This window comes from Methylobacterium sp. Leaf113 (assembly GCF_001423325.1).
In the GTDB taxonomy this organism is placed as follows: domain Bacteria; phylum Pseudomonadota; class Alphaproteobacteria; order Rhizobiales; family Beijerinckiaceae; genus Methylobacterium.
In genome coordinates this window covers 37,577-50,872 of record NZ_LMNJ01000001.1, presented here as the reverse complement: position 1 = coordinate 50,872, position 13,296 = coordinate 37,577, and the positions used below count along the sequence as shown (strand labels likewise).

The following is a 13,296-nucleotide window of genomic DNA, read 5'->3' as shown; positions in this document are numbered from 1 at the left end:
GGCGACCGGACTGGGGCGGATTGATCCGCCCGGCATATCCGCTAGGGTTGCGCGCTCCCCCGAAGGGCTGCGCGTGACACCGTGTCGCCCGACGCCTGCATCGTGCTGGCGGGAACCCGCGTCTACATGCAAGCGGGGCAGCGTTCGGGGCGTGATGACGGCACTTTGGTTCATACTGGCGGTCATGACGGGTGCCGCGGTGTTCGCCCTGCTCTGGCCGATGTCGCGCCGGGCCAATCCCGCCGCCCCGCCCGAGGCCGGCGGTCTCGCCACCGAGACCGGGTTCTACGAGGATCAGCTCCGCGAGATCGAGCGTGACCAGGCCCGGGGCCTGATCGCCGCACCCGAGGCGGAGGCCGCCCGCACCGAGGCGGCCCGTCGCCTGCTGCGCGCCAACCGCGCCGGCGTTCCGGCGGCGCAGGACATCGCCGAGCCGGCCCTGCGCCAGCGCCGGGCGGCCTCGGCGTTCGCCCTCTCAACCATCCCGCTCGTCGCCCTTATCGCGTACGGCCTCTACGGCTCGCCGCACATGCCGGCCCAGGGCCAGGCCGAGCGCTCGGCCGCCCAGACCGGCGACCAGGATCTCCTCAAGGCGATCGGCCAGATCGAAGCCCGGCTCGCGGCCGATCCGACCGACGGGCGCGGCTGGTCGGTGCTCGCCCCCGTCTACATGCGGATGGGCCGGTTCGACGACGCCGCCCACGCCTACGAGGCGGCCGCCCGCCTCCTCGGTGAGACGCCGCAGCGCCTGTCCGATTGGGGCGAGGCCCTGGTGGCGGGCAGCAACGGCGCCGTCACACCCCAGGCCAAGGCGATCTTCCAGCGCGCGGTCGACCTCGATGCTCAGGCGGCCAAGCCGCGCTTCTACCTGGCGCGCGGCGCCGAACTCGACGGCGACATCCCGGAAGCGATCCGGCGCCTGCAGGCCATGGCCGAGGCTGCCCCCGCGGATGCGCCCTGGTTGCCCCTCGTGCGCGAAAACCTCGCCCGACTGAAGGGCGAAGCGGCCCCGGCCTCCCCTGACTCCGATCGCGCCGCCGCACTCCAGGCGCTGCCGCCGGCGAGCCGGGACGGCGCCATCCGGGCCATGGTCGACAGCCTCGACAAGCGCCTCGCCGACCGGGGCGGCACGCTCGAGGACTGGCTGCGGCTGGTGCGCTCCTACGGGGTGCTCAAGGAGACCGACAAGGCGGCCGCCGCCCTCGAGCGGGCGCGCAAGGCCCTGGCCGACGAGCCGGAGGCCAAGAATCGCCTGGACGAGATGGCGCGCGAGATCGCCCTCGGGGCGAATGCCGCGCCGGTCGCGCCGGCGGCCAACCCGGACGAGGCGGGGCGCGCCGGGACCGAGGCCGCCGTGGCGGCCGTCAAGGCGATGCCGGCGGCCGAGCGCGATGCCGCGATCCGTGGCATGGTGGCGGGCCTCGACCGCCGCCTGGCCTCCAAGGGCGGCAGCATCGACGATTGGCTGCGCCTCGTGCGCTCCTACAGCGCCCTCGGCGAGCGCGACAAGGCGGCTCAGACCCTCGACCGGGCCCGCATGGCGCTCAGCCCCGATCCCGGAGCGATCGAGCGCCTCGATGAATTGTCGCGCGAACTTCAGCTTCGCCCTCAGGCACCCCGGCCGGCGCCCAAACCCTGACATCGCAACCCGCCGACACCTCAACCCACGGACGTCCCGATACGGGCTCGGGGCTGCGCCGGAGCCGCGCGGCCCCTGACAATCGGTCCCGGCCCCGGCCCCGGCCCTTGACCGCGCCAGCCACTCGGCCGACACCGTGAGCCACCCGATTTTATCCTGGATCACGTCCACCGGACTGCAACGCCGGCGGGGCACACCCTTCCCGCCGCACCGCCCCGAGCCACCGAACCGGACCCCTTTCCGTGACACGCAAGAGCCGCCGCCTGATCCTGATCGCCGCCTGCGGTGCCGTGCTGGCCCTGGCGCTCGGCCTGATCCTGTCAGCCATGAGCGGATCGATCGTGTTCTTCCGCTCGCCCACCGAGGTGGCCTCCCAGGCGGTCGCGCCGGGAACGCGCTTCCGCTTGGGCGGCCTCGTCAAGGACGGCTCCCTTCAGCGCGGGCCGGACCAGACCGTGGATTTCTCGGTGACGGACACCAACGCCACCGTGCAGGTGCAGTATCGCGGCCTGCTGCCGGATCTGTTCCGCGAGGGCCAGGGCGTGGTGGCCGAGGGCACGCTGCAGCCCGGCGGTATCTTCCGCGCCGATACGGTGCTGGCCAAGCACGACGAATCCTACATGCCGCGCGAGGTCGCCGATGCGCTGAAGGCGCAGGGCCGTTGGCAGGAGGGCAAGGGCATGGTCGACAAGGGCATGGTCGACAAGGGTATGGTCGACAAACCCAGCCCGGCCGCCGAGGCCAAGCCTTCGGTGGGGGACAAGACCCTCGGTCAGCGCAGCGAGCGATGATGCGCCGCCGCGTCCAACATCTCGCCTCGCGACCCTCCGCTTTTCGACCCTTCGCCCCTCGGTCACTCTTTCCCGGAAGGACACCCCAGCCTTGCTGATCGAGGTCGGCCATTTCGCGCTGGCGCTGGCGCTGGCCCTGTCCCTGGTTCAGGCGGTGATGCCGGTCTGGGCCGCGCGTTCCGGCGATCAGGCCCTGCGGGCGGTGGCCACGCCGGCGGCCCTGGGCGCCTTCGCCTGCATCCTGTTCAGCTTCGGCGCGCTGACCTACGCCCATGCCACGTCGGATTTCTCGGTCCAGAACGTGATCGAGAACTCGCACACCACGAAGCCCTTCCTCTACAAGATCTCCGGCGTCTGGGGGAACCACGAGGGCTCGATGCTGCTCTGGGTCCTGATCCTGGCCCTGTTCGGAGCCCTGGTGGCGGTGGCGCGCGATTCGGTGCCCCCGACCCTGCGGGCCAACACCCTCGCGGTGCAGGGCCTGATCACCTTCGTGTTCGTGCTCTTCATCATCACGACCTCGAACCCGTTCACCCGGGTGAGCCCGGCCCCGGCCGAGGGCAACGACCTCAACCCGTTGCTGCAGGATTTCGGCCTCGCGGTGCATCCGCCGCTGCTCTACGTCGGCTATGTCGGCTTCTCGATCACCTTCGCGTTCGCCATCGCGGCGCTGATCGAGGGCCGCATCGACGCCGTCTGGGCGCGGGCCGTGCGGCCCTGGACGCTGACCGCCTGGAGTTTCCTGACGCTCGGGATCGCGATGGGCTCGTACTGGGCCTATTACGAGCTCGGCTGGGGCGGCTGGTGGTTCTGGGACCCGGTCGAGAACGCCTCGCTGATGCCCTGGCTCGCCGGCACCGCCCTGCTGCACTCCACCGTCGTCATGGAGAAGCGCGACGCCCTGAAGGTGTGGACGGTGCTGCTCGCCATCCTGACCTTCTCGCTCTCGCTGCTCGGCACCTTCATCGTGCGCTCGGGCGTGCTGACCTCGGTCCACACCTTCGCCACCGACCCGACCCGCGGCGTGTTCATCCTCGCCATCCTGATCCTGTTCATCGGCGGCTCGTTCACGCTCTTCGCCTGGCGGGCCCCGATGCTGCGCCAGGGCGGCATCTTCGCGCCGATCTCCCGCGAGGGCGCGCTGGTGATGAACAACCTGTTCCTGGCCGCCGCCTGCGCGACGGTGTTCGTCGGAACGCTCTACCCGCTGTTGCTGGAGATGCTGACCGGCGAGAAGATCTCGGTGGGACCACCCTTCTTCAACTACACCTTCATTCCCCTGGCGATCCCCCTGCTGCTCATCGTGCCCTTCGGCCAGACCCTGGCGTGGAAGCGTGGCGACGTGCACGCGGCGACGCAGCGCTTGTTCGCGGCCCTGGCCGTCGCCCTGGTGATCGGACTCGCCGTCCTGGCCCTGACCTGGGGCGGACCGATGATGGCCCCGGTCGGCATCGGCCTCGGCGCCTACCTCGTGGTCGGCTCCGCCATGGAGATCGTCTCGCGGGCCCGCGGCTATGGCGCCAATCGCACCCGGGGCGCCGCCGCGATCTGGCGCCGCGCCGCCGGCCTGCCGCGCTCGGCCTGGGGCACGGCCCTGGCCCATGCGGGCGTCGGCGTGGTGGTCCTCGGCATCGCCGCCCAAGGCTGGGCGACGGAAGGCCTGAAGACCCTGAAGCCCGGCGAATCCCTGGCGTCCGGCCCCTACGTGGCCACCCTCGACCGGGTCGGCCCGCGCGCCGGCGAGAACTACGCCGAGACCGCCGCCTTCCTCACCATCCGCAATACCGGCGGCGACTTCATCGGGACGGTGGAGACCGGCAAACGGTTCTATCCGAGCCGCAAGATGACGGTGACCGAATCCGGCCTGCTGACCATCGGGGCGAGCCAGGTCTATGCCAGCCTCGGCGAGGTGCTGCCCGAGGGCGCCATCGGCCTGCGGCTGTACTACAAGCCCCTCGTGCTGCTGATCTGGCTCGGGGCGGTGGTGATGGCGCTCGGCGGCGCGGTGTCGCTGACCGACCGGCGCATGCGGGTCGGCGCCCCGGCGCGGGCGAAGGCCAAGGCGCTGCCCCCCGGCATGGCGCCCGCCGAATGAGCCGCGCGCCCGCCAGACGCGCGGCCGTCGCGCTCGCCCTCTTACTCGCAGCCACGGGCGGCGCCCGCGCGGTTCAGCCGGACGAGGTTCTCAAGGACCCTGTGATGGAGGCGCGGGCACGGGACATCTCGTCGGGCCTGCGATGCCTCGTATGCCAGAATCAGTCCATCGACGATTCCGATGCGCCCCTGGCGCGGGATCTGCGCCTCATCGTGCGCGAGCGCCTGAAGGCGGGAGACGACGACGCGCAGGTGCAGTCCTACGTGGTCGGGCGCTACGGCGAATACGTGCTTCTGCGCCCGGTCTTTGCCCTGCACACCCTGCTGCTCTGGCTCACCCCGATCGCAGTGGTGATCCTCGGACTGTTCGGTCTCTGGCGCCTGTCGCGCCGCCGGGTGGAGTCGGCCCCCGAAGGCCTCAGCGCCGCCGAGCAGGCCGAGATCACCGCGCTGACCCGGCGGGACTGATCGGAGGCCGCCCCCACGGCCTCCCGGTCCGGCGCCTCGCTTTCGCCCCACTGACCCCGGAGACATCGGATCGCGCAGAGCCACGCGGTCAGCGCCTGTTAACGATGTCTTCACCTTAAGTCGCGAGCGTCCCGTGCCATGCCGATCGCGTCGCCGTTCCGCCTCCTGACCCTCTGCGGGCTGACGCTCGCGGCGTCCAGCCTCGCCACGCCGAGCCTTGCCCATCCGCACGTCTGGGTGACGACCAAAGCCGAAATTGCCTATGGCGAAGGCGGGCGGGTGACGGGCATCCGGCACGCCTGGAGCTTCGACGCCTCCTACTCGGCCTTCGTCACGCAGGGGCTCGACGCCAACAAGGACGGCAAGCTCACGCCTGACGAACTCGCCGGCCTCGCCGCCGAGAACACCGCCAATCTCGCCGAATTCGCCTACTTCACCAAGATGAAGGTCGGCGGCAAGGAACAGGCCTTCGCCGATCCAATCGAGCCCCGCATGGTCATGGAGGGCGACAAGCTCACGCTGAGCTTTCTGCTGCCCCTCAAGACGCCCGTGGCGCAGGGCCGCGGCGTCACCGCCCTGGAGGTCTACGATCCGACCTTCTTCGTCTCGTTCGCCCTGGCGGAGGGCAGCGATGCGGCCCGCCTCGCCGGAGCGCCAGCCGGGTGCGCCGCCACGGTGACGCGCCCGAAGACCGATCCGGGAGCGGACGGCAGATCTGCGGACGGCAAAACGGCGGATGCCAAGCCGGGGATGTCGGAAGCCTTCTTCGAGGCCCTGACCTCGGCCTCCAATTACGGGCTCCAATTCGCCAACCGGGTTATCGTCGCGTGTCCGTAGGCGCCGCCCTCGAGACCGGATCGCCCCGGTCCGCCCGGCGTCTCGGCCGACAGGCGCTCCTCGCCCTCGGGGCGGTGGTGGCGGCGACACTCATCGTCGCCGGCCTCGTCTGGCTGGTGAGCCCCGAGATGCGGGCGCCGGCGCCGCGCTCCCCCTTCGGGATCGGCTTTCGCGAGGCCGCCCCTGCCGCCACCGGCCTCGGCAGCTGGATCCTCGCCCTGCAATCGAGCTTTTCGCGCAGCCTTCAGGCCTCGGTCCAGGCGCTGAAGCAGGACGGCCCCTGGGGGCCGATGATGCTGCTGGGCTTCAGCTACGGCGTCTTCCACGCCGCTGGCCCGGGCCACGGCAAGGCGGTGATCGCCGGCTACATCGTCGCCGGCGAGCGAGCCCTGACGCGCGGCTTCACCCTGAGCTTTGCCGCTGCCCTGCTGCAGGCGCTCGTGGCCATCGCCCTCGTGGGGATCGGCACGCTGGTGCTCGGCGCCACCGCCGCGGGCATGACCCGCGCCGGCACGGTGATCGAGACCGTCAGTTTCGCCCTGGTGGTCCTCCTCGGCCTCAGCGTCACCTGGCGCAAGGCCGGGCGGCTCGCCGGGCTCGGGAACGCCGCCTGCGCGCCCGATTGCGGGCACGTCCACCTCACCGACGCGACCGCCCTCGCACGCCTCCACACCTGGCGCGAGCGGGCCGGGGTGGTGCTGGCAGCCGGCACGCGTCCGTGTGCCGGGGCCGTCCTGATCCTGGTCTTCTCCGCCTCGCAGGGCCTGCTTGCCGCCGGCATCGCCGCGACCTTCGCGATGGCGCTCGGCACCGCCCTGACCACGGGCGCGCTCGCCAGCCTCGCGGTCTTCGCCAAGGCCTTCGCCCTTCGGCTCGCGGGCGGACGCGGCCAGGCTGGCGCCCGCGCGGTCGGGACGCTCGAACTCCTGGCGGGCGCCTTCGTGCTGGTGCTCGGCCTCGCCATGCTGGCCGGGCTCGCGGCCAATCTCGGCGGCTGAAGGCGGGGGGCGCTCGTCAACCTCTCTCGTGAAGCTCTCTCGCAAAGCCCTGTGCGACGTGCCAGTCTCCCGGAGACTGGCGGGAGATCCAGAGGCATGGCGGCGGGCTTCGAACAGATTCTGAACTGGCGGCTCCTGGCCGGCTCCCATGATTTTCCCGGCCCGGACGGCGGCACCTGCATCAACGAAGCCGCCATCGTGGCGGCGGGCCTGCCCTACCGGGCGATCCGCGCCTCGACCGATTGCCCGCCCTGCTTCTCGCAACCCCTCGCCGCCTATGCCCTCGGGCTGAACGACGCCATGCCGGATGGTGAGCGCCCCCGGCTGATGGCCTTCGTGCTCCGCCTTGCCGGCTCCGCCGCCGAACCCGAGACCGAGGCGCGGCGCGTCGCTTTCCTGGCCGAGGCCAGCGTTCGGCGGATCCTGCCTCCCCTCCTCGACGCTGCTGGTCTCCCGGCCCTCGCCGCCCGCTGCGACGGCGCGTGTGGCCCCGAGGGTGCGCGCGCGGCGGCCCGCGATGCGGCCTGGGAGGGTGGAGCGTTGGCCGATGCCGCGTCACGACGGGGCGCCTGGACCCAGGGCGCCCGCGCGTCGGCAGTGGCCCGCGCAGCCTCGGCGGCCGTGAAGGCGTTCTGCGATGCACGCTGTGCCGCCGAGGTCGCGGAAGGGGCCGCTCCCTTCATCGACGGAACCTGGGCGGTGGGCGCCCAGATCCTCGATGAGGCCCTGGCGCTCGGGCGCGGCGCCCCGTCGATCGATGCGGGGCTGGCGCGGGACCGTTTCGATGCCGCGCGAGCACGGGCTGGCCTGCGCGGTCCGGGCTCGAGTCAGACGAGGACCGGCTCGGCGGTGGGGTCGAACGTGACGGTCTGACAATTGTCGAGCCAGACCCCGGTCAGGTGGTAGAAAAAGGTGCCGTGCCCGACCACCGCGATGCTGCGCTCCGGCCGGGCAGCCAACCAGTCGCGAAAACCGAGGACGCGGGCATCGAACAGGGTGCGGGGCTCGATGTGCACGCCGCTCGCATCCGGCTCGCCCTCGGCGTGCCACCAAATTTCCGGCAGGTGATCGACCGCGACGTCGGGGAACTCGGTGGCCAGGATCGAAGCGGCGCGGCCGACGTCGCAACTGCTTTCCTGGCATTCGCGGTGCAGCACCTCCACGAGGATGCGCGGCCGGCTCGGATGGTCGCCGAAGATACCCTGGGTGGTCTGAATCGCCCGGGTCAGCGGCGACGTGACCACGAGGTCGAAGGGGATGTCGTGCAGGGCCGTCCGGGCCGCCTGGACCTGGCCCAGGCCGCGCTCGGTCAGCCGGGCGTCCACGTGTCCAGGGTCGCGCCCGGTCAGCCGATGGGCGGCGTTGAAGGTCGATTCGCCGTGGCGGACGCAGACGATGCGGGAGGGAGCCATACCAGTCCGGTGTCAGAGGGGAGACGGGAGAGGCGGCCGGAGCCGCCGGAGCGATCATTCGCCCAGCGATAACCCGGGCCGGTCCCCATCGTTGCGGCACCGCCGCTCACGACGGGAGGAGGACGGCACCGGGACGGCTGCCGCGAACGAAAAAGGCCCGGTTGCCCGGGCCTCGATCGTGGTCTTGCGGGATCCGCCCTCGTCCCGGTTCAGGTCTTGGTTCAGGCCTTGCGGGCCAAGGGGGTGCGGCGACGCAGACGCACGATGACCTCGACGCCGGCGATTTCCATGCCCTCGGGCGCATCCGGCAGCGAATCGACCGTGATCCCGCAATCGGGCATGTCCAGCACCTGCCCCTCGTCCTCGAGGAAGAAGTGGTGGTGCTCGCTCGGATTGGTGTCGAAATAGGCCTTCGAGCCGTCAAGAGCGAGCTGACGCAGCAGGCCCGCCTCGGTGAACTGGTGCAGGGTGTTGTAGACGGTGGCCAGCGACACCGGCACCTTGGCGCGCATCGCCTCGTCGTAGAGCATTTCCGCCGTGAGGTGACGATCGCCCCGTCCGAACAGCAGCCAACCCAGAGACAGGCGCTGACGGGTCGGGCGCAGACCCGCCCGGCGCAGACGATCGCGCAGATCCGACAACGGACATCCGCGACGGCCGGCAGCCGCATCGCCGGCGGAAACGGAAGTCCGCGCGTTCAGCACGGCCTGCAGGGGCAGAAGGTTCGACATCGGGCTGACAAACATCCCACGCGGAAAACAGAACAGAATGAGGGAATATCTATACGGAACCCGCCGTCCTACCGCAACCCGAGCCACGCGCGGGGCTGCCAGACCGGGCTCCGTGTCCGGCCCATCGTCGGCCTCCCCGTTTCAAGTCCCCCGGCATTCCCATGCAGTGTTCCTCGGTGGATCTTCCGATCCCAGGCATCGACTTCGGGAGAACTTTGGGAGCTGGGGCAGCTTTGAGGTGCACAGGCCCTGTGTTAACGAAGCGCCGATTTCGCGCCGCATCGCCGGCGGAACCGGCTCGCGCCGGGTCCGCATCGGGGTTGGCGACACGAGCCCCAGGGGCCCCGCGCCCCGGACCCATCCTCGAGGACCGAACCGCTCATCATGTCTTCCGCTTCCGATCCGAACGCTCCGTCGGGCACCGCCCCGGCGACCGCCGCGCCCCAGCGGGCCTCGCACTATTCCTACGAGGAACTGCTCGCCTGCGGCCGTGGCGAGCTGTTCGGCGCCGGGAACGCGCAGCTGCCGCTGCCGCCGATGCTGATGTTCGACCGCATCGTCTCGATCGGGTCGGAGGGCGGCGCCCACGGCAAGGGCCACGTACTCGCCGAGTTCGACATCCGGCCGGACCTCTGGTTCTTCGGCTGCCACTTCAAGAACGATCCGGTGATGCCGGGCTGCCTCGGCCTCGACGCGCTCTGGCAGCTCGTCGGTTTCCACCTTGGCTGGCTCGGTGCTCCGGGGCGCGGTCGCGCGCTCGGCGTCGGCGAGGTCAAATTCTCGGATCAGGTCCTCCCCACGGTGACCAAGGTCGTCTACGGCATCGACATCAAGCGGGTCCGCCTCGGCAAGCTGGTGCTGGGCATCGCCGATGGCTGGCTCGAGGCCGACGGGACCCGCATCTACGAGGCGAAGGACCTGCGCGTCGCGCTGTTCCAGGCCCAGGCCTAGATTCCAAGCCTAGGCCCAGCTCTGGACCCAGTTCTAGACCCAAGCCGCGGGCGGCTGAACCCGACGCGGTTGAGATCGGGACGCCCGAGTCCTACCTGAATCCACGCGAAGGTGCCGTCTCAAGAACAAGCACCGCGAAGAACAAGCCCCGGCGGCGGAGAGCATCGTGTCCATGCGGCGTGTCGTGATCACCGGGATGGGCATCGTCTCATCCATCGGCAACAACACCGAGGAAGTCCTCGCCTCCCTGCGCGAGGCGAAGTCCGGCATCGGGCGCTCGGCCTCCTACGCGGAGCACGGCTTCCGCAGTCAGGTCGAGGGTCGCCCGACCCTCGATCCCGAGGGCGTCGTCGATCGGCGTGCCATGCGCTTCCACGGCGGCGGCACCGCCTGGAACCACGTCGCCATGGACCAGGCGATCCGGAACGCCGGCCTCGAGGCGAGCGACGTTTCGAACGATCGCACCGGCATCATCATGGGCTCCGGCGGTCCCTCCACGAAGGTCATCGTCGAATCCGCCGCCATCGCGCTGGACAAGGGTCCGAAGCGCGTCGGCCCCTTCGCGGTGCCCAAGGCCATGTCCTCGACCGCCTCGGCGACACTGGCGACGTGGTTCAAGATCAAGGGTGTGAACTACTCGATCTCCTCGGCCTGCGCGACGTCGAACCACTGCATCGGCAATGCCGCCGAGGTCATCCAGGGCGGGCGCCAGGACATCATCTTCGCGGGCGGCTGCGAGGATCTCGACTGGACCCTCTCGGTGCTGTTCGACGCCATGGGCGCCATGTCGTCAAAGTACAACGACACTCCGGCCCGGGCCTCCCGCGCCTATGACGCCAATCGCGACGGCTTCGTCATCGCGGGCGGCGCCGGCGTGCTGGTGCTCGAGGAATACGAGCACGCCAAGGCGCGCGGCGCGACCATCTACGGCGAGATCGCCGGCTACGGCGCGACCTCGGACGGGTACGACATGGTCGCCCCTTCCGGCGAGGGCGCGGTGCGCTGCATGCGCCAGGCGATCGAGGGTCTGAAGGGCGCCAAGATCGACTACATCAACCCGCACGCCACCGCGACGCCGGTGGGCGACGCAAAGGAAATCGACGCCATCCGCCAGGTCTTCGGACGCGGCGACGCCTGTCCGCCGATCGCCGCCACCAAGTCGCTCACCGGCCACTCCCTCGGCGCGACCGGCGTGCAGGAGGCGATCTACGCGCTCCTGATGATGAACAACGACTTCATCTGCGAGAGTGCCCATATCGACGAGATCGACCCGGCCTTCGCCGACATGCCGATCCTGCGCCAGCGCCGGGACGGGGCCAAGCTCGGCCACGTCCTGTCGAACTCCTTCGGCTTCGGCGGCACCAACGCGACGCTGGTGCTCAAGCACGTCGACGCCTGACCCGCGTGATCCGGAGCGCAGGCGCAGTCGTGCGGCCGCAGCTTAACGGTTCGTTCACGGCTCCGGGGAACCCAAAAGAGTCTTCCGCCGTTCCTTGTTTCTGAAGGAATTCTGGAAGGCTCCGCCATGTTGTGGTTCGCCCTCGGGACGGTCGGCGGCATCGCTCTTGCCGGGACCACCGCCGTCTACATCAAGCAGGTCATGATCGACCGCGCCAACTGCGACACCAACGGCCACTTCTGAAGGCCGCGCCCTCGCGACGCGGCAACCGATCGTTCTCGACAGACCCCGACGCGACCTCACCGCGACGGGGTCTGTGCGTTTTCGGGCCTGTGCAGACCGGCCCGGGATTGGACAGGGCCACGAGCGCCGCGCTAAGCCTCCCCCAACGGTGATGGGTCCTCAGGCGGCCCGCGTTCTGCGTCCGGGGGAAGTGCATGACAGGTTTGATGGCGGGAAAGCGCGGCCTCATCATGGGGGTCGCCAACGATCACTCGATCGCCTGGGGCATCGCCAAGGTTCTGCACCGGCACGGCGCCGAACTGGCCTTCACCTATCAGGGCGACGCGCTGGGCCGCCGGGTGACGCCGCTGGCCGCCTCGGTCGGCTCGGACATCGTGCTGCCCTGCGACGTCGAGGACGTCGCCAGCGTCGATACGCTGTTCACGGCCCTCGATGCGCGCTTTCCGGACGGGCTCGACTTCGTGGTCCACGCGATCGGATTCTCCGACAAGGGCCAGCTCAAGGGCCGCTACGTCGACGTCACCACCCGCGAGAACTTTTCCCGCACGATGACGATCTCGTGCTTCTCCTTCACGGAGATCGCGCAGCGCGCGGCCAAGCGGATGCCGCGGGGCGGATCGCTGCTCACCCTGACCTATGGCGGCTCCACCCGGATCATGCCGAACTACAACGTGATGGGCGTGGCCAAGGCGGCCCTCGAAGCGTCGGTACGCTATCTCGCGGGCGATCTCGGCCCCGACGGCATCCGGGTCAACGCCCTCTCGGCCGGACCGATGCGGACCCTGGCCGGCGCGGGCATCGCCGACGCGCGCCTGATGTTCAACCACCAGAAGGCCCATGCGCCCCTCCGCCGGACCGTGACCCAGGAAGAGGTCGGCGGCTCGGCCATGTACCTGCTCTCGGAGCTGTCGGGGGGCGTCACCGGCGAGATCCATTTCGTCGATTCCGGCTACAACATCATCTCGATGCCGCGTCCCGACGTGCTCCAGGCCCAGGACGAGGCCGGCGTGATCGGCGACGCGGTCTGACCCCTTCGCCGACACCATCGCCCACCAGTTCGCCGATTACCCGGCGAACAGGTCCGGCCTGCGGACCCGCAGGGCCAGCACCAGGGTCAGGGTCTTGAGGTCTGTCAGCTCACAGCGCTCCGCCATGCGGGCGAGGTCGGCCAAAGGCATCTCGACGACGCGGATGTTCTCGTGCTCGCCCTCTGCGCCACCTCCGCCGGCCACGCGGTCGGCCTCGGCATAAGCCGCCAGGAACAGGTGGATGCGCTCCGTCGAGATGCCGCCGCAGGAATAGGTGGCGCCGACGAAGTCCAGGTCACCGAGGCGAAGGCCCGCTTCTTCCAGCACCTCGCGCCGGGCGTTCTCCTCGGGCGTGCCGTCGTCGATCAGCCCGGCCGGTGCTTCGAGCTGGCTCTGCTCCCCGTTGGCGTACAGGGCGGGAACGCGCAGCTCGCGCACCAGCGTCGCGACCCGGCGCTCGGGATTGTAGGGCAGCACGCCGACGGAATTGCCGTGGTCCTCGATTTCCCGCTCGGCCTCGCTGCCGTCGGCGAGGCGAACCCGGGCCAGCGTGTAGCGGCTCCAACCGTCATGAAGGGTGCGCAGGCTGAGGATCTCGGCTTTCAACGGCGATGTTTCCTTAGCCAAAGGGACGATGGCGAAAAGGGGTGATGAGGAACCGGGTGATAGCGAAGGAGGCCGACGCGGCGTCCCGGACGACGGTTC

At 70.3% G+C, this 13,296-nt stretch carries 13 protein-coding genes; 10 read left to right on the top strand and 3 right to left on the bottom strand.

Going from position 1 to position 13,296, the window contains the following annotated elements; translation table 11 throughout:
• The first annotated feature begins 154 nt into the window (after positions 1-154).
• The 7 genes from ccmI to ASF60_RS00180 all read left to right on the top strand — a co-directional run bounded on the left by ccmI (position 155) and on the right by ASF60_RS00180 (position 7,700).
• A complete protein-coding gene (gene ccmI, locus ASF60_RS00210; protein ID WP_056178524.1) occupies positions 155-1,639 on the top strand; it encodes a c-type cytochrome biogenesis protein CcmI in 1,485 nt (494 codons plus the stop codon).
• A 242-nt stretch (positions 1,640-1,881) separates the two neighbouring features.
• Positions 1,882-2,430 (top strand): cytochrome c maturation protein CcmE, encoded by a 549-nt coding sequence (gene ccmE / locus ASF60_RS00205; protein ID WP_056178521.1) that lies wholly within the window; start codon positions 1,882-1,884, stop codon positions 2,428-2,430.
• A gap of 91 nt (positions 2,431-2,521) precedes the next feature.
• Positions 2,522-4,525: a heme lyase CcmF/NrfE family subunit gene (locus tag ASF60_RS00200; RefSeq protein ID WP_056178517.1), complete on the top strand. Its 2,004-nt coding sequence runs from the start codon at positions 2,522-2,524 to the stop codon at positions 4,523-4,525.
• Entirely contained in the window at positions 4,522-4,992 is a 471-nt protein-coding gene (locus ASF60_RS00195) for a cytochrome c-type biogenesis protein (protein ID WP_056178514.1), read from the top strand. Before ASF60_RS00200 ends, ASF60_RS00195 begins: the two co-directional genes overlap by 4 nt.
• A gap of 138 nt (positions 4,993-5,130) precedes the next feature.
• On the top strand, positions 5,131-5,829 hold the full coding sequence (locus ASF60_RS00190; RefSeq protein WP_056178511.1) for a DUF1007 family protein: 699 nt from the start codon (positions 5,131-5,133) through the stop codon (positions 5,827-5,829).
• A complete protein-coding gene (locus ASF60_RS00185; RefSeq protein WP_056178508.1) occupies positions 5,820-6,827 on the top strand; it encodes a nickel/cobalt transporter in 1,008 nt (335 codons plus the stop codon). The genes ASF60_RS00190 and ASF60_RS00185 overlap by 10 nt, the downstream gene beginning before the upstream one ends.
• Positions 6,828-6,923: 96 nt before the next feature.
• Entirely contained in the window at positions 6,924-7,700 is a 777-nt protein-coding gene (locus ASF60_RS00180; protein ID WP_244478276.1) for a hypothetical protein, read from the top strand.
• Here ASF60_RS00180 and ASF60_RS00175 read toward each other — a convergent pair.
• The gene (locus tag ASF60_RS00175) at positions 7,655-8,239 is read right to left on the bottom strand and encodes a histidine phosphatase family protein (protein WP_056178504.1); all 585 of its coding nucleotides are present in this window, start codon (positions 8,237-8,239) and stop codon (positions 7,655-7,657) included. The two genes, ASF60_RS00180 and ASF60_RS00175, sit on opposite strands and share 46 nt — an antisense overlap.
• Positions 8,240-8,460: 221 nt before the next feature.
• A complete protein-coding gene (irr, locus tag ASF60_RS00170; protein WP_056178502.1) occupies positions 8,461-8,970 on the bottom strand; it encodes a Fur family transcriptional regulator Irr in 510 nt (169 codons plus the stop codon).
• A 384-nt stretch (positions 8,971-9,354) separates the two neighbouring features.
• Here irr and fabA point away from each other — a divergent pair, with 384 nt between their 5' ends.
• The 3 genes from fabA (at position 9,355) to fabI (ending at position 12,591) form a co-directional block, all read left to right on the top strand.
• A complete protein-coding gene (gene fabA / locus ASF60_RS00165; protein WP_056178498.1) occupies positions 9,355-9,921 on the top strand; it encodes a 3-hydroxyacyl-[acyl-carrier-protein] dehydratase FabA in 567 nt (188 codons plus the stop codon).
• A gap of 172 nt (positions 9,922-10,093) precedes the next feature.
• On the top strand, positions 10,094-11,320 hold the full coding sequence (gene fabB / locus ASF60_RS00160) for a beta-ketoacyl-ACP synthase I (protein WP_056178496.1): 1,227 nt from the start codon (positions 10,094-10,096) through the stop codon (positions 11,318-11,320).
• Between the two features lie 437 nt (positions 11,321-11,757).
• On the top strand, positions 11,758-12,591 hold the full coding sequence (gene fabI, locus ASF60_RS00155; protein WP_056178491.1) for an enoyl-ACP reductase FabI: 834 nt from the start codon (positions 11,758-11,760) through the stop codon (positions 12,589-12,591).
• A gap of 36 nt (positions 12,592-12,627) precedes the next feature.
• Here fabI and ASF60_RS00150 read toward each other — a convergent pair whose 3' ends face one another.
• Positions 12,628-13,197 carry an NUDIX domain-containing protein gene (locus ASF60_RS00150; RefSeq protein ID WP_056178488.1) on the bottom strand — a complete coding sequence of 190 codons (570 nt, stop codon included), beginning with the start codon at positions 13,195-13,197 and terminating at the stop codon, positions 12,628-12,630.
• Positions 13,198-13,296 lie beyond the last annotated feature (99 nt).

What these genes read in the sequence shown, in the direction of transcription:
- ccmI (WP_056178524.1), top strand. Translation starts at nt 155, where the DNA reads ATGACGGCACTTTGGTTCATACTGGCGGTCATGACGGGTGCCGCGGTG.
- ASF60_RS00195 (WP_056178514.1), top strand. Translation starts at nt 4,522, where the DNA reads ATGAGCCGCGCGCCCGCCAGACGCGCGGCCGTCGCGCTCGCCCTCTTA.
- ASF60_RS00190 (WP_056178511.1), top strand. Translation starts at nt 5,131, where the DNA reads ATGCCGATCGCGTCGCCGTTCCGCCTCCTGACCCTCTGCGGGCTGACG.
- ASF60_RS00180 (WP_244478276.1), top strand. Translation starts at nt 6,924, where the DNA reads ATGGCGGCGGGCTTCGAACAGATTCTGAACTGGCGGCTCCTGGCCGGC.
- ASF60_RS00175 (WP_056178504.1), bottom strand. Translation starts at nt 8,239, where the DNA reads ATGGCTCCCTCCCGCATCGTCTGCGTCCGCCACGGCGAATCGACCTTC.
- irr (WP_056178502.1), bottom strand. Translation starts at nt 8,970, where the DNA reads ATGTCGAACCTTCTGCCCCTGCAGGCCGTGCTGAACGCGCGGACTTCC.
- fabA (WP_056178498.1), top strand. Translation starts at nt 9,355, where the DNA reads ATGTCTTCCGCTTCCGATCCGAACGCTCCGTCGGGCACCGCCCCGGCG.
- fabB (WP_056178496.1), top strand. Translation starts at nt 10,094, where the DNA reads ATGCGGCGTGTCGTGATCACCGGGATGGGCATCGTCTCATCCATCGGC.
- fabI (WP_056178491.1), top strand. Translation starts at nt 11,758, where the DNA reads ATGACAGGTTTGATGGCGGGAAAGCGCGGCCTCATCATGGGGGTCGCC.